At 39.9% G+C, this 15,767-nt stretch carries 12 protein-coding genes; 9 read left to right on the top strand and 3 right to left on the bottom strand.

Annotation, left to right across the window (positions count from 1 at the left end):
* Positions 1 to 72 precede the first annotated feature (72 nt).
* On the bottom strand, positions 73 to 2,133 hold the full coding sequence (locus tag NGC85_RS13260) for a choline transporter (protein WP_254731780.1): 2,061 nt from the start codon (positions 2,131 to 2,133) through the stop codon (positions 73 to 75).
* Positions 2,134 to 2,546: 413 nt separating this feature from the next.
* Here NGC85_RS13260 and betI point away from each other — a divergent pair, with 413 nt between their 5' ends.
* The 4 genes from betI to NGC85_RS13280 all read left to right on the top strand — a co-directional run bounded on the left by betI (position 2,547) and on the right by NGC85_RS13280 (position 7,263).
* Positions 2,547 to 3,173, top strand: a complete 627-nt coding sequence (betI, locus tag NGC85_RS13265) for a transcriptional regulator BetI (RefSeq protein WP_005057711.1) — start codon at positions 2,547 to 2,549, stop codon at positions 3,171 to 3,173.
* Entirely contained in the window at positions 3,166 to 4,635 is a 1,470-nt protein-coding gene (gene betB / locus NGC85_RS13270; protein WP_005057712.1) for a betaine-aldehyde dehydrogenase, read from the top strand. Before betI ends, betB begins: the two co-directional genes overlap by 8 nt.
* A gap of 77 nt (positions 4,636 to 4,712) precedes the next feature.
* The gene (gene betA / locus NGC85_RS13275; RefSeq protein WP_005056776.1) at positions 4,713 to 6,407 is read left to right on the top strand and encodes a choline dehydrogenase; all 1,695 of its coding nucleotides are present in this window, start codon (positions 4,713 to 4,715) and stop codon (positions 6,405 to 6,407) included.
* 64 nt (positions 6,408 to 6,471) lie between these two features.
* A complete protein-coding gene (locus tag NGC85_RS13280) occupies positions 6,472 to 7,263 on the top strand; it encodes a TorF family putative porin (RefSeq protein WP_254731782.1) in 792 nt (263 codons plus the stop codon).
* A gap of 51 nt (positions 7,264 to 7,314) precedes the next feature.
* Here NGC85_RS13280 and NGC85_RS13285 read toward each other — a convergent pair whose 3' ends face one another.
* On the bottom strand, positions 7,315 to 8,490 hold the full coding sequence (locus NGC85_RS13285; protein ID WP_254731784.1) for a zinc-binding dehydrogenase: 1,176 nt from the start codon (positions 8,488 to 8,490) through the stop codon (positions 7,315 to 7,317).
* Between the two features lie 297 nt (positions 8,491 to 8,787).
* On the opposite strand from NGC85_RS13285, the gene NGC85_RS13290 reads away from it, so the two are divergent.
* The 5 genes from NGC85_RS13290 to NGC85_RS13310 all read left to right on the top strand — a co-directional run bounded on the left by NGC85_RS13290 (position 8,788) and on the right by NGC85_RS13310 (position 14,076).
* Positions 8,788 to 9,510 (top strand): hypothetical protein, encoded by a 723-nt coding sequence (locus tag NGC85_RS13290; RefSeq protein ID WP_254731786.1) that lies wholly within the window; start codon positions 8,788 to 8,790, stop codon positions 9,508 to 9,510.
* 3 nt (positions 9,511 to 9,513) lie between these two features.
* Positions 9,514 to 10,353 (top strand): hypothetical protein, encoded by an 840-nt coding sequence (locus NGC85_RS13295; protein WP_254731788.1) that lies wholly within the window; start codon positions 9,514 to 9,516, stop codon positions 10,351 to 10,353.
* Between the two features lie 196 nt (positions 10,354 to 10,549).
* Positions 10,550 to 11,428, top strand: a complete 879-nt coding sequence (prs, locus tag NGC85_RS13300) for a ribose-phosphate diphosphokinase (RefSeq protein ID WP_254731790.1) — start codon at positions 10,550 to 10,552, stop codon at positions 11,426 to 11,428.
* Between the two features lie 25 nt (positions 11,429 to 11,453).
* Positions 11,454 to 12,941, top strand: coding sequence for a nicotinate phosphoribosyltransferase (locus NGC85_RS13305; RefSeq protein WP_254731792.1), 1,488 nt, complete (start codon positions 11,454 to 11,456; stop codon positions 12,939 to 12,941).
* 367 nt (positions 12,942 to 13,308) lie between these two features.
* On the top strand, positions 13,309 to 14,076 hold the full coding sequence (locus tag NGC85_RS13310; RefSeq protein ID WP_005057727.1) for an NUDIX domain-containing protein: 768 nt from the start codon (positions 13,309 to 13,311) through the stop codon (positions 14,074 to 14,076).
* Between the two features lie 22 nt (positions 14,077 to 14,098).
* On the opposite strand, the gene NGC85_RS13315 is transcribed toward NGC85_RS13310, so the two are convergent.
* Positions 14,099 to 15,703, bottom strand: a complete 1,605-nt coding sequence (locus NGC85_RS13315) for a GMC family oxidoreductase (RefSeq protein WP_254731794.1) — start codon at positions 15,701 to 15,703, stop codon at positions 14,099 to 14,101.
* Positions 15,704 to 15,767 lie beyond the last annotated feature (64 nt).

The raw sequence follows: 15,767 nt of genomic DNA on the forward strand, positions 1-15,767 counted from the left end.
ATCATTATTAACAATGAGTTGAGTTTGTTGAGCTCATAAAAAAACCCCACATTCAGTGAGGTTTTTAGTTAATCAATCTTGTGAATCTGGATAAAGTGGTCGGTTTCCAGGACTAATGCGATTGATATGTAAGAAGTTCATATGACGTTCATACTTATCTAAAATGTCATTAATCACTTGCTCTTTGGTATATCCAACCAAGTCATTATCTTGAGAACCTTCATACAAGAATGTTTCTAAACGATAATAATGTTGTTTACCTCTTTTTCCGCGTTCACTAAAGGTCGGTGCGATATAACGTACAGGCCAAATTTGATAGACGAAGTTGTGCTCTTCTTCAATATTAATCGTTAAATCAAGATGATAAAGTACGTCACTATCGTCTATTTCACCCTGTGTCACTTCGACACTCATACCACGTTTAATCAATTCATCCACTACAGTTTGCACCGCAGGTTTACAGACTGTATCAAGCATGCGTTGTGTTTCATGACTACCAGGATGGTGCATCACACGGGATAAACGCTGTTTCCAATTTAGAATATCAACATTACCGACCACAGGCGCGGCATTTAAGCTACTGCTGGCTTTCCGATAATCTTCAAGACGCAAAGATTTATATAAGCCTGCCATCACCAAAAGCATCACAAAACTAAATGGTAAGCCCATGATGACCGTTGCACTTTGCAAAGCGGTAATACCATTCGCCATTAACATTGCTAAAGTCAGCAATCCAATTGCGATTGCCCAAAATACTCTTAACCAACGTGGAGCATCATTATCGACATTAGAAAACTTGGTAGTGAAGTTACCCAACACCAAAGCACCTGAGTCGGCAGAAGTCACATAGAATAAAAGTCCAGTAATGGTTGCCACGCCTGCAATAAATGCAAACCAAGGATATTGAGCCAGTAAATCATAAAACCCATGTGCAGGATCGGTTAATACCGTCTGGGCTAACGCGGTATTACCATCAAAAATAACGTTATATAAAGCACTGTTACCAAAAATTGATAACCATGTAATCGTAAATAGTAATGGAATAATCAAAGTTCCACAGACAAACTCACGAATGGTACGACCACGTGAAATACGCGCCAAAAATAGACCTACAAATGGTGACCAAGCTACCCACCACGCCCAAAAGAATAATGTCCAACTGTTCATCCACTCTTTTGGTTGTTCAAATGCAAAGCTTTCCAGAGCCAAACTTGGAAAGCGGCTGATATAGTCACCAAAGTTTTGTACTAAGGCATTTAATAAGAACTCAGTATTTCCTAAAAACAGCACAAATAGCATTAAGCCTATAGCGGCATAAATATTGATTTCAGAAAGTACTTTAATACCTTTATTGACACCAGCTGTTACCGAAATAATCGTCACAATCACAGCAACTAAAATCAGTCCAGATTGAACCCATAGACCTTCAGGCCAACCAAATAAAACATGCAAGCCATAATTGATTTGTACAACAGCAATACCACAAGTCGTTGCGATACCGAAAATCGTTCCAATCACGGCTGCCGTATCGACGGTATGACCAATCGGGCCATCAATTTTTTTTCCAAAAATTGGATAAAGTGCCGAACGAATGGTTAGAGGTAAGTTATAACGATAACTAAAATACCCTAAAGCCATGCCGACTAAGGCATACATACCCCAGCCTGTTAAACCATAATGGAATAAGGTCCAGACCATACCTTGGCGAGCGGCTTCATAGGTTTGCCCCTCTCCCACTGGTGGATTCATATAATGTGATAGTGGTTCAGCAACAGAGAAGAACATCAAATCTGTACCGATACCTGCGGCGAAAAGCATCGCAGACCAACTCAGTAAGCTAAACTCAGGTTTGGAATGCTTAGGACCAAGCTTAATATCGCCATAACGAGAACAGGCGATAAAGATCACAAAGATGAGATAAAGTGTTGCGGCAAGTAAGTAATACCAACTGAATTTATCACTCACCCATGCAAGTACGACATTGAGTAAATGATTAGAAAAATCATTAAATAAAATCGTCGTCAGTGAAAATATTAAAATTATGAGCGCTGAAACATAAAAGACCACACGATTTAACTGATCTTTTGTTTGAATAGATGAATCATCAACTGCTCTTGGATTATCTGTCACCATACAATCCTCAAGGAAAATTTAAATTTTAAAAGTTGTTTTTCTCAATAACTCAACCACGATTTATTGACGAAAACAACGAGAAGACAGTGCAATATGATGAATTCGAAAGATCTCATCACATTTAAATCACACTGATTTTTTGTAATTACCCTACTGTAAGCAATGATCACTTATTCTTTTTTAAGCCAAAACTTAATCTAAATAAATGATTCATTTTTTTTACAATTCGGACACTTTAACAGCTGTATCTAATAAAACTGTTAAGAGTTATGTAAAACAGAGCTGTTGCAAATATCATACTTTTAATTGATTGATCGTTCAATCAATTAAAAGTATCATCATGTTATGTTATAATTATCTGCATCCTAAGTTTTCTTAAAGCCTTATTATTTAGGCAATTATGGCAACAACCCATGACTAAACGCAGAGTTAAACCAGAGCAAGAGCGCCGCGAAGAAATTGTAAATGCTGCTTTTGAAGTCATTTATGAAGTGGGTTTATCACAAACCACCATCGCCCAAATTGCAAAAAAAGCCCAAGTCTCTACAGGTATTGTGAGTCACCATTTTGGAGATAAACAAGGATTAATGATCAACTGTATGCGTGAAATGTTAAAGCGATTGCATCAAGTCACATTGCAATACAAAGCCGCAACAATAGACATGCAGCCACAGAGCCAAATTAAGGCAATCATTGATTCTAACTTTGATATTAGTCAGGTCAATAAAACAGCAATGCGAGTTTGGTTAGATTTTTGGTCTGCCAGTATGCACAGTCCTGAGCTTGCACGTTTACAACGGATCAATGATCGACGTTTGTATTCAAATTTAAAGCATCACTTTTTACAGTTGATGCCAAACGACAGAGCAAGTATTGCAGCAAGTGGACTTGCTGCATTAATTGATGGTCTTTGGTTACGTGGCGGATTAATTGGTCACAATGAATTTGATCGGCAAGCTGCACGGCATATTGCTTATGATTATTTAAATATGCAGCTCCAACTCGCACAACCATTATTTGAGGAGAGACAAAATGAATGATGTGCAAACTCATCCATTGTATATCCACGGTCAATATGTCAATGCCACAAGTGGTGTGAGCTTTGACAGCATCAATCCCGCCGATGGCAAAGTAATTGCCACCATCCAACAAGCCTCTCAACAAGATATCGAAAAAGCTGTTCAAAGTGCTCAACAAGGTCAAAAAGTTTGGGCAGCTATGACAGCGGTTGAGCGTTCTCGTATTTTACGTCGAGCTGTAGATATTTTACGTGAACGCAATGACGAACTAGCGAAACTTGAAACGCTAGATACAGGTAAAGCTTATAGTGAAACATCGACTGTTGATATTGTGACAGGTGCAGATGTTCTTGAATATTACGCAGGTTTAGCGACAGCCATTCAAGGTGAACAAGTTCCATTACGTGAAAGTAGTTTTTTCTATACTCGCCGTGAACCTTTAGGTGTCGTTGCAGGCATCGGTGCTTGGAACTATCCGATTCAAATTGCTTTATGGAAATCCGCTCCTGCACTAGCTGCGGGCAATGCCATGATTTTCAAGCCAAGTGAAATCACTCCACTCACTGCATTTAAACTTGCTGAAATTTATACCGAAGCAGGCGTACCAAACGGCGTATTCAACATTGTACAAGGTGCTGGTCGTGATATCGGTCAATGGCTTACAGAACATCCAGTCATTGAAAAAATTTCGTTTACGGGTGGCGTTGAAACTGGCAAAAAAGTGATGGCAAGCGCTGCTGCTTCAAGCTTAAAAGAAGTGACTATGGAACTTGGTGGTAAATCACCACTGATCATCTGTGAAGATGCAGATATGAATAAAGCCGCTGATATTGCGGTAATGGCAAACTTTTTTAGTTCAGGTCAAGTCTGTACCAATGGTACGCGCGTCTTTATTCCAACATCATTAAAAGCAGAATTTGAAACTGCGGTTTTAGAACGTGTGCAACGTATCCGTATCGGCGACCCAATGAACACAGATACCAATTTTGGTCCATTGACCAGTTTCCCGCATATGGAAAAAGTTCTTTCCTACATCAATGCAGGCAAACAACAAGGTGCCAAATTGCTGATCGGTGGTGATCGAGCAGATGGTGAATTGGCTGACGGTGCATATGTATTACCAACAGTATTTACAGACTGTACTGATGATATGCGAATAGTGCAGGACGAAATCTTTGGCCCTGTCATGAGTATCCTAAGTTATCAAACTGAAAATGAAGTGATTCGTCGTGCCAATAACACGACTTTTGGTCTAGCAGCAGGTGTGGTTACACCAGACATTAACAAAGCACATCGCATTATTCACCAAATCGAAGCTGGTATTTGTTGGATCAATACATGGGGCGAATCCCCTGCTGAGATGCCAGTCGGTGGTTATAAACAATCAGGTGTCGGTCGTGAAAATGGGATCTCAACCTTATCTCACTACACACGCATTAAATCCGTTCAAGTTGAGCTTGGTGATTACCAAAGCATTTTCTAAAAGCATTGCGCTTTATCTTATCTTGATCAACTGAGTCACAAGTATTCAGTTGATCTTGCAACAAATAAAGGCAGATTATGAATAAGCAAGAATACGATTATATTATTATTGGTGCAGGCTCAGCAGGTAACGTCCTCGCTGCACGTTTAACTGAAGATGCAGATATCTCAGTATTATTATTAGAAGCTGGTGGTCCAGATTATCGTCTTGATTTCCGCACGCAAATGCCAGCCGCTTTGGCGTTTCCACTACAAGGTCGTCGTTACAATTGGGCATATTTGACCGACCCTGAACCACATATGAATAATCGCCGTATGGAATGTGGTCGTGGTAAAGGTTTAGGTGGCTCATCACTCATTAATGGTATGTGCTATATCCGTGGTAACGCGATGGATTTAGACCAATGGTCAACGCATCAAGGGCTTGAAGATTGGAGCTATGCGGATTGTTTACCATATTATCGAAAATCAGAAACACGCGACATTGGTGCTAACGATTATCATGGCGGAGAAGGTCCTGTTTCAGTCACCACCCCAAAACAAGGCAATAATGAACTGTTTCATGCCATGATCGAAGCAGGTGTACAGGCAGGTTATCCACGTACAGATGATTTAAACGGTTATCAGCAAGAAGGCTTCGGTCCGATGGATCGAACGGTGACACCACAAGGTCGTCGTTCGAGTACGGCTCGCGGTTATTTAGATATGGCAAAAGGTCGTCCCAATTTGACGATTGTCACCCACGCCATGACCAATAAAATCTTATTTAGTCATAAACAAGCAATTGGTGTCGAATACATTATTGGTGCAGATCAAGCCAACATGAAACAAGCACATGCCAAACGTGAAGTCTTGTTATGTGCAGGTGCAATTGCATCACCGCAAATTTTACAGCGCTCAGGTGTTGGACAAAGCACTTTCCTCAAATCGATGGATATTGAAGTCATTCAAGACTTACCTGGCGTGGGTGAAAACCTGCAAGATCATTTGGAAATGTATTTACAATACAAATGCAAAAAACCAGTTTCACTTTACCCAGCGTTGAAATGGTACAACCAACCTGCGATTGGTGCAGAGTGGTTATTCCTCGGCAAAGGTATCGGTGCAAGTAACCAATTCGAAGCTGGTGGTTTTATTCGCTCATCTGATGAATTTGAATGGCCAAATATTCAATATCACTTCTTACCCGTTGCAATTAACTACAATGGTAGTAATGCCGTAAATGAGCATGGCTTTCAAGCCCATGTTGGTTCAATGCGTTCACCTTCTCGTGGTCGCATCAAACTCAAATCTAAAGATCCATTTGAGCATCCAAGTATCTTGTTTAATTATATGTCCACCGAACAAGACTGGCGCGAATTCCGAGATGGGATTCGTATCACGCGTGAAATCATGCATCAACCTGCACTTGACCCTTATCGTGGCGAAGAAATTAGCCCAAGTATGCAGTTAAAAACCGATGCTGAACTAGACTCTTTTGTCCGAGAACATGCCGAGACTGCCTACCATCCATCATGTAGCTGCAAAATGGGTGAAGACGAAATGGCTGTTGTCGATGGTCAAGGTCGTGTTCACGGCGTACAAGGGCTACGTGTAATTGATGCCTCTATCATGCCAATCATTATCACAGGTAACCTAAATGCCACCACGATTATGATGGCTGAAAAAATTGCTGATCAAATTCGCGGACAAAAATTACCACCTTCGCAAGCACCTTACTTCAAAGCAGGATCAAACCCTGTTCGTCAAACACCTTTACGTCCATTTGCATAACCTAGTCCAGTTATGTTCAGCACCTTATGACACTAAGGTGCTGCCAACCATTAGGAAAATTCAAATGAAAAGAATTTTATTTATACTCCCTTTCGGTTTCTACTTGCACACTGCACATGCCACTGAAGCAAGCACAGGAATAACATCACCTTATAGCGCTAACCTAACACTCACAAGCCAGTATGTATCACGTGGTTTTCAACAAACTTGGGGCAAGCCTGCAATTCAAGGTGGACTAGACTATAACCATGATAATGGTTTTTATGCTGGAACTTGGGCATCGACAGTGAGTGATCATTTTATTCGTGATGCATCAGTAGAGTGGGATGTGTATACAGGTTACAGCCGTAGTTTTGGAGATTTAACTCTAGGCACTAAAGTGGCTTACTACTATTATCCTGGCGCCAAAACTACAGCAGAAACAGGAAATACTCGCTTTGATTACGGTGAAATTATCCCAGAAATCAGCTATGGCCCATTAAGTGTTAAATATTCGATTACCTACACCCAAGATTACTTCGGGAATAACTCGGATACTTTAGGTATTGGTACTAATAAACATTCTCGCGGTTCAGGTTATCTTGATGTCAGTTGGCATCAACCTTTAGGGCAAGGCTGGTCGGCAGATGCGCATTATGGTCATCAGCGAATCAAAAACTTCTCTGATGCAAACTTTCAAGACATCAGCTTTGCCGTTAATAAAGAACTCCCCTACAACCTTTTGGGAAGTTTAAGTTATAGCAAAGCATGGGATAAAGATGATTACTACAAGCAATATAGCAATGGTAATCCAAATGCCAAAGTCTCCAATCCAATTGATTCCACTGTGGCTGTCTCACTGACAAAAAGTTTTTAAGTCGCACAATAAAAAAGCTGCAATCAATGCAGCTTTTTTATTCAATACAATTTAAGCATTGATCAACTGAATATCTGATCCTGCTCGTTTTGGATCTATCAGGATTTTTGCATGTTGCTCTGGATCACGTAAGGCATCAAAGGCATTCTCCACACCCTCTAAACCAACCACACCCGTAATCAACGGTGAGACATCAATTTTACCTTCAGCAATCATATGCAGGGTGTCACGGAACTCAAGTGGTGTATAACCCAATACATATTGGATTTCCAATTCTTTATTGATCGCCAATGCAGGTTCAATCTTATCACTTTGCATGCAGACACCTACGCCCACAATACGTGAGAACAATGGTGCACCTTCCAAGATTTGCTGCATGATGCCAGCAACACCCACGCATTCAAAAATCACAGGGCGTTTCGGTAATAGACCAAGCTTATCCCCCACGCGCATAGCATTAACCCACGGCAAAGAGAAAGTCTGAACTTTATCAAAAATACCCATCCCCATATTAATTGCTTCAGAAACATTGCCGAGTAGACCAAGCTCTTTCCAACTGCTAAATGGAGATTGTTGTTTAGGATCAATCAAGACATCTGCACCGCATAGTTCAGCTAGCCTGCGACGATTCGGTGAAAAATCACTAGCAACCACTGTTTTAACTCCCGCGGCTTTGAGCATAATAATCACGCCTAAACCAACAGGACCACAACCAATTACAATCGCTGGTTCATTTTTCTTAATGCGACTCCGACGTACTGCATGTAAAGCAACAGCCATCGGCTCAGTCAACGCTGCGCTGTCTGCATCTAAACCATTCGGCACCTCAAACATTAAGCTCGACTGAACCAAGACTTGCTCAGCATAACCACCCGAAGCACTTGGTGAAAGTCCAGTCGGAGCATAACCTACAGAATCAACATTCAATAAAGGCATGGCACAAACCAAAGTATCGGCTTTTAATTTACGGCGTGTTTTTGGACCATAATCTAACACTTTACCGCAGAACTCATGACCGAAAACTAGCTTATCAGTGGATTTTGCTACCCCATTAAACCCCACACGTGCTGCCAAATCATGCATATGATCACAGTGGTGTTGCATATGTAAATCTGAACCGCAGATACCGCAACGTACCACTTCAAGGAGTACCTGTCCTTTTGCAGGCAGCAATTGAAGACTATTTTCTAGGCTCAACTCAGCATTTTGACAAACTAGAGATTTCATAGGATGCATTCCTTATTGTTTTATTGCATTTGTTAGCTGATCTGAATTTTATATTCACACAGTTAGACTAACTCATTTCATTTTAATTCTGACAAAACACATTGTCAGATTCCATGACCTAAATATCAATATTTTTATCAAATCAGGTCAGCTTTATAAATCACTCAATAAGATGGGTTAAAAATTATTCAAACAAAATTTAAGGAATTGTAATGAGAATATAATCATTTACAATTAACATTAATTTACTAAACATTAAAAAATATCTACAACTAATCCATTTTTAAGGATCATTTAATGCGCTTTTTATTAATAGCCCCTCTATTAACCACACTCATGTTTACTGGCTGCGCCACGCTTAAACCGATGGAATTACAACCTGATTTTTGGCAACAATCGAATAAAAAGGTTGCAGTTGTTGTACATGAATTACCTAAATCAGCAGCGTACAAAGCAGGTAATCAAGGTCTACTAGACGTTGCGATTAACAATGCTATTTCAAATAAATTTGATAATTTTATTGAAAGCTTACAGTTCGAACCATATAGCGCATTAGCACAAGACATTGAAAAAGAATTTGATCAACGTGGTTTCGATGCAACTGTTGTAAAGCTAGATCCAAAGAATATTCCTGCCTTAGAAAAAACTGCTGAACAGAAGAAAAATCCTGCGTTATTCCAAATGAATCTTGCAGCTGTACCTGATTTAAAAGATAAAGATCTTGTTTTCATCATTACGAGTAATCAAGTTGGTACTACTCGTTCTTATTATGGGTTTGTTCCAACTTCAGCCCCTCAAGGCTTATATGGTGGAATCGCACATCTTGTAGATGTAAAAACAAATGAAATTAAATGGTGGAAACCAGTAAATGTGGTTAAACCTGTAAGTGGTAAATGGGACCAACCACCATCTTATCCAAATGTTTCTCAAGCAGTCGATTTAGCTGTAGAAGCTTCGAAACAAGAATATAAAAAACAGTTTTTCAATAAAGCAATTTCAGCCCCTGCTGTTGTTAATTAATTTATGAAGCAATTAAACAAACTATTTAGTTTTGTGGTTGCTGTTTTGCCCACTCTAACCTCATCTGTATATGCAGATGAGGTTCAGACCTTAGCTCAACCATCCATACAACTGACTTTAAAATCAAATCAAACGGAATTTAGTATTGATAGTAACAATGCATCCGCTGTTCCTGTTCCTATCCAAAACGTTCAAGGTGTAGATCCGATTATTGCTCTTACGGGTGTGATCGTTGGCTATATGGTTGCGGATAAAATTAGTTCTACTTCGGAGCAGGCTGAACAAAAGAAAAGAATCCCGCGATTATTAAAACTTTCTGAATCAATCAATCCACATATTTTATTAAAGAACCAACTATCCACTGAGCTCATCAAACAACCAAAATGGTCAGATGGGCGTTCCTATCAACTCGAAATTGACCCTGAATATCATTTGAGTTCGGCACTCAATACAATCAAAATGATTTTTAAGTATCAATTAAAAACATCGAAAGAAAATACAAAAAATGAAATAACCAAAGCTCAAGTATATATTTTCCATAATCTTGCCCAAGAAGCAGTACATCCCGAAAAACAAATCACTTGGGAGGATGTGGATGAATCACAGCTGAAAAATACATTTCTGGACAGTGCAACCTTACTGACTGAAGTATTTTCAAATGTAGATGTCAATCAAGCACCTCAAACAGACTTTGTTATCGCGACAACGATTCATGATGAAAAAATACGAGGCTATATGATTAAACAACAGCAAGATTGGCTATGGTTACTCGACCAAAATAAAAATATTTATATTTTGAAACCTAAGCGTACTTTTGTACTTAATGCGGCTAGCACAAAGTAAAAATATGCAATAAACAATTGATTTTCATAATATCTCAATTTAGACAGCCCTCGTGCTGTCTTTTTTAAACACTATATATTCAAGATTTCTCCTTCACTTCTTTTATTTAAAGGCAAAGTTAGTGCTTGCTTTTATTAGTGTCATTATGCCAATATATATTTACTGGCTCTAAGCCACTATAAAAGAGAAGTTAAAAATGACGATCCAACTTATGACAGCTCAAGCGAATGTTCCCATCGAGTTTTTGCAGTTTTCAGGTGGCGAACGTCATATTCAACTGCAACCTGAATTATTAAACCAATTAACAGCCGACACTCAGGTCAAAGCCTCACTGAATAACAGTACAGATGTGATGGATTATCTGTTATTGGAAAATGTATTACTTGAACAAGGCTCGCGCCTTTCGGTGGAAATCCCTTATTTTCCTTACGCACGTCAAGATCGTATCTGCGCACAAGGTCAGGCTTTCTCACTGGATTTAATGACCAAGTTATTGAATAGCAATAGTGAAAAATTTGCAGGACAACGTCAGAAAATTGTGGTGTGGGATTGTCATAGCCCAGTGACCCTTAAGCTATTACGCAAAAATACCAGCTTCCAAGAAATCATTAATATTGAGCCAATCGAAATCATTCAACAAAGCGCAGCGCTCATGCAGATTTTAACTGCTAACAACACCGTGTTGATCTGTCCTGATGCAGGCGCAATACAACGTACCCAAACGATTGCCAACGGCATCAATTCGCAACGCCAACTGGCGATAAACATCATTCACTGTGAAAAACAACGTGATCCAAGCACTGGAAAAATTAGAACAACGGCGTTGGATAGCCCTGATTTGACAGGAAAAACAGCCGTAATCACCGATGATATTTGTGACGGTGGTGCAACCTTTATTGATATTGCCAAACAACTACGCAGCCTAAACTGCCAAAACATTATTTTGTATGTCACACATGGCATTTTTAGTAAGGGGCTGACGGTATTTGATGGCTTGGTCGATCAGGTGTTTACAAGTAATAGCCTGCCACAAGCAGAAGCAAGCAAACTCAACATTATCAATTTTCAAAATTAAGCTCTTAAGCACGAGGCCAATAAAAATGAGTATTAAAATAAACCCACTCAATGCAATTGATTTCTACAAAGCCGACCACCGTCGTCAGTATCCAGTGGGAACTGAATACGTCTATGCCAACTTTACCCAGCGTTCATCACGTTTAGCCAAAATGCTGCCTGATTTTGATGACAAGATTGTGTTCTTCGGCCTACAAGGCTTTATCAAACATTTTTTAATTGAAACTTGGAACGAAGGCTTCTTTAATCAACCTAAAGCCAAAGTAGTCGCAGCCTATAAACGTCGCATGGACAATTCTCTAGGTGAAGGTGCTGTTCCAGTCGAGCACATCGAAGCATTGCACGATCTTGGCTATCTACCATTAAAGATTAAGGCACTTGAAGAAGGTAGTCGAGTCAATATCAAAGTGCCTGTATTGACCATTATTAATACTGATCCGAATTTCTTTTGGTTAACCAACTATATTGAAACTGTGCTCAGTGCCGAATTATGGAAAAGTTGCACCACTGCAACAATTGCTTATGAATACAAACGCTTGTTAACTCAATATGCCGAAAAAACAGGTGCACCTTTAGACTTTGTTCCTGTTCAGGGTCATGATTTTAGTAGTCGTGGAATGAGTGGCATCTATGATGCTGCCCAATCAGGCGTCGGACACTTAACTAGCTTTATTGGGACAGATTCAGTCGCTTCGATTGACTATGCCGAAGAGTACTACAATGCAGCAGGTGTCGTGGGCGTTTCAGTGCCTGCAACAGAACACAGTGTGATGTGTATGGGTAGTGAAGAAAGTGAAATCGAGACCTTTAGACGTCTGATCTGTGAACTCTATCCAAGTGGCGTGATCAGTATCGTTTCAGATACTTGGGATTTCTGGCGTGTGATTACTGAGTTTAGTATGGAATTAAAAGCGGAGATTTTAAAACGCCAACCGAATGCCCTCGGACTCGCCAAAGTGGTGTTTCGCCCTGACTCTGGTGATCCTGTGAAAATTATCTGTGGTGATCCTGATGCAGAGCTAGATAGTCCAGCTTATAAGGGTGCAGTGCAATGTTTATGGGAAATTTTTGGCGGTACAGAAACAGCTCAAGGCTATAAAGTATTGAATGAACGTGTTGGTTTGATCTACGGTGATTCGATTACCCTAGAACGTGCCCAAAATATCTTAAAATGTTTGGAGGCCAAAGGCTTTGCCTCGAATAATCTAGTCTTTGGTATTGGCAGCTATACCTATAACTATTTGACTCGTGATACCTTTGGTTTTGCAGTCAAAGCCACTTGGGGTCAGGTTAACGGAGTCGGTCGTGAACTGTTTAAAGACCCTGTAACGGATTCAGGGGTTAAAAAGTCAGCCAAAGGCTTATTACGGGTTGAACAAACTGAAAATGGTTTTGAGTTATTTGATCAACAAAACTTTGAACAGGAGAAGATGGGCGCACTACAGACAGTATTTGAAAATGGTCAATTGTTAAGAGAATGCTCACTTGATCAAATTCGGGAGAGATTGGTCTAAGCAAAATTCTCTATGATTAAAACACATCCAGTGATTAGATACTCGGAAAAGTCATCCGCAACCTGAACAAGCCAAAGCGACTAAAGCTTTGGCTTAGTGCAAGATAAATGAAATGAATAGTTAAGCACTTAAGCAAAGCTTTCGCCTTACGGTACGGCAAAGATTATCAATCTTTGCCGTACCTCGTTTTGCCTACTTTTGCCAAAACACTTGCGAAGCTTTAAACACTTCTCAGGTCGAGCCTGAACAAACTAAAGTGATTAAAGCTTTAGTGAAGTGCAAGACGTAGTGGCTTATCCTAAAATATGATGAGAACCCAATAAGACTTCGCTATGATGTTACTTTATTCCGATTTCTTAATATTTCTATGAGTAAGGAAACTATCCATAAGTCCGAACAGGAATACCTTGCCCACTATCAAAAAACAGACTATGACACCCCACTGTTTACGGTTGATATGGCAATTTTTTCTGTGGCAAAAGGTCAATTACAGGTTTTAATGATTCAACGCTCTAACTTTCCCGAAAAAGAAAAATGGGCGCTTCCAGGTGGTTTTATTGATTTAAAAACTGATCCAGATTTAATGGCAACAGCTCACCGTAAACTGCTTGAAAAAACAGGGATTCACTCCCCTTATCTAGAACAAGTTGAAACCATCGGCAATCAGCATCGTGATCCGCGCGGTTGGTCGATTACATCACTGTATTTTGCACTGATTGATTTTAGTAAATTTAAAATTCAAAAGACTTCAACAACTGAAATGAGTAAATGGATTTCTATAGAAGAAGCCTTGCAACTAGAATTAGCTTTTGACCATCAGAGATTACTAAAATTAGCATTTGATCGCTTGTGCAGTAAAACCCGCTATACCGCACTCCCAGCTAGTCTCATGCCTGAATTATTTACCCTGACCGAATTACAAACAATCTATGAAATTATTTTAGGCCAAACCTTAGAAAAAAAATCATTTAGACGGCGCATGCAGGAAGCGGGAGCAGTTGAGGAAACAGGGCAACAAAAAATTGTCGGTAAACGCCCTGCTCAATTATTTCGTTATGCACTAGATGATTTTAATTTCACCTTTCCGCGTATGTTGGAAACACCACGTAACTCAGACAATAAAGAAGTGAGCTAAGGCAAAACCTTAGCTCAAAATATCACTTCCAAGTTTCTCGGATCATATCCACTGCTTTTTCAGCAATCATGATCGCAGGTGCGTTGGTATTACCATTTACCACTGTTGGCATAATCGACGCATCAATCACACGCAAGCCTTGAATACCATATACTTTCAGCTCAGGATCAACCACAGCCATCTCATCTACACCCATTTTGCAACTACCAACTGGATGATACACCGTGTCTACACGTTGGCGTAAAATCTCACGAATCTCATCATCAGATTGCACATTGGCAGTAAACATATCTTCTTTAATTTTTTCACTCAAAGCTGGTGCTTGCATTAACTTTTGCGTGACTTTAAATCCATCAACCATATCTTGAAGGTCTTGCTCATCCTCAAGGAATTTAAAATCAATTAATAGCGGATCATCCACGTTTTTACCACTGAGTTTGACCGAACCACGCGCACGAGGATTGAGCAAACAGACATGACAAGAAATACCATGTCCTGTATGCATGGTTCGAGCATGGTTATCTACTACAGCAATCACAAAATGCAGTTGTAAATTCGGTTTATCTAACTCAGGACGGCTCTTTAAGAAACCACCACACTCTGCATAATTGGTCGTAACTAAGCCTCGACGCTCCTTACGATAACGCCCAATTTGTTTGATTAAATCTAAACTACCACCAACAGAAACACCGAAAGTTCCATCTATTTGTTTAGTCTTATAAGCAAAAATAAAATCAGGATGGTCATGTAGATTCTCACCAACCCCAGCTAAATCTTTAACCACAGGAATACCGTGTTTTTCTAATTCTTGACGAGGACCAATCCCCGAAAGCATCAACACTTGTGGTGATTGGAAAGACCCTGCAGAGACTAAAACTTCTTTATTTGCACTAACAATGGTAGTTTGCCCTTTATGTTTATATTCAACCCCAACGGCACGACCATTTTCCATTACAATCCGCGATACCATCGCTTGTGTGATCACATGTAAATTTGGACGCTTACCGATATAAGGCAATAAATATCCACGTGCAGCACTCCAACGTTCACCATTTTTCTGGGTAACTTGATAGACACCTACACCTTCTTGCTCTGCGCCATTAAAGTCATCATTCAGTGGATAGCCCACTTGTTTAGCTGCTTCAATAAAGGTTTTTTGGTATGGATTATCTGAACGTAGCTCACCAACGTTTAAAGGTCCATGCTGTCCATGATACTCATTTTTAATTCTTTCGTTATGTTCTGATTTTTTAAAATATGGCAATACTTCATCATAGGACCAACCAGTATTTCCTAAAGCTGCCCAATGATCATAATCATCCCGATGCCCGCGAATATACACCATTGCATTGATCGCTGAACTACCACCTAAGCATTTGCCACGAGGTTGATATCCTTTACGTCCATTTAAACCTTTTTGTGGTATGGTTTCTATCGCCCAGTTATTCAGTTTCGTTGGAATGCTAATCACAGCAGCCGCTGGTGTATTCACCAACCAGCTATTGCCGTCCCCACCCGCTTCCAATAAACATACTGAAATATTTGGATTCTCCGAGAGTCTACCTGCAAGCACACTACCCGCCGAACCACCACCTATTACTACAAAGTCAAATGCTGTTTGTGTCATTGCTATCCCTGTTATTTTCATTCTTTCAAAATGCGAAAAGATTATGCTCAAATGCACATCTAAA

Origin of the sequence: Acinetobacter sp. Z1 (genome assembly GCF_024296945.1) — a bacterium.
Lineage (GTDB): Bacteria > Pseudomonadota > Gammaproteobacteria > Pseudomonadales > Moraxellaceae > Acinetobacter > Acinetobacter beijerinckii.

What these genes read in the sequence shown, in the direction of transcription:
- NGC85_RS13260 (WP_254731780.1), bottom strand. Translation starts at nt 2,133, where the DNA reads ATGGTGACAGATAATCCAAGAGCAGTTGATGATTCATCTATTCAAACA.
- NGC85_RS13315 (WP_254731794.1), bottom strand. Translation starts at nt 15,703, where the DNA reads ATGACACAAACAGCATTTGACTTTGTAGTAATAGGTGGTGGTTCGGCG.
- NGC85_RS13290 (WP_254731786.1), top strand. Translation starts at nt 8,788, where the DNA reads ATGCGCTTTTTATTAATAGCCCCTCTATTAACCACACTCATGTTTACT.
- betB (WP_005057712.1), top strand. Translation starts at nt 3,166, where the DNA reads ATGAATGATGTGCAAACTCATCCATTGTATATCCACGGTCAATATGTC.
- NGC85_RS13310 (WP_005057727.1), top strand. Translation starts at nt 13,309, where the DNA reads ATGAGTAAGGAAACTATCCATAAGTCCGAACAGGAATACCTTGCCCAC.
- betA (WP_005056776.1), top strand. Translation starts at nt 4,713, where the DNA reads ATGAATAAGCAAGAATACGATTATATTATTATTGGTGCAGGCTCAGCA.
- NGC85_RS13280 (WP_254731782.1), top strand. Translation starts at nt 6,472, where the DNA reads ATGAAAAGAATTTTATTTATACTCCCTTTCGGTTTCTACTTGCACACT.
- NGC85_RS13305 (WP_254731792.1), top strand. Translation starts at nt 11,454, where the DNA reads ATGAGTATTAAAATAAACCCACTCAATGCAATTGATTTCTACAAAGCC.
- prs (WP_254731790.1), top strand. Translation starts at nt 10,550, where the DNA reads ATGACGATCCAACTTATGACAGCTCAAGCGAATGTTCCCATCGAGTTT.
- betI (WP_005057711.1), top strand. Translation starts at nt 2,547, where the DNA reads ATGACTAAACGCAGAGTTAAACCAGAGCAAGAGCGCCGCGAAGAAATT.
- NGC85_RS13295 (WP_254731788.1), top strand. Translation starts at nt 9,514, where the DNA reads ATGAAGCAATTAAACAAACTATTTAGTTTTGTGGTTGCTGTTTTGCCC.
- NGC85_RS13285 (WP_254731784.1), bottom strand. Translation starts at nt 8,490, where the DNA reads ATGAAATCTCTAGTTTGTCAAAATGCTGAGTTGAGCCTAGAAAATAGT.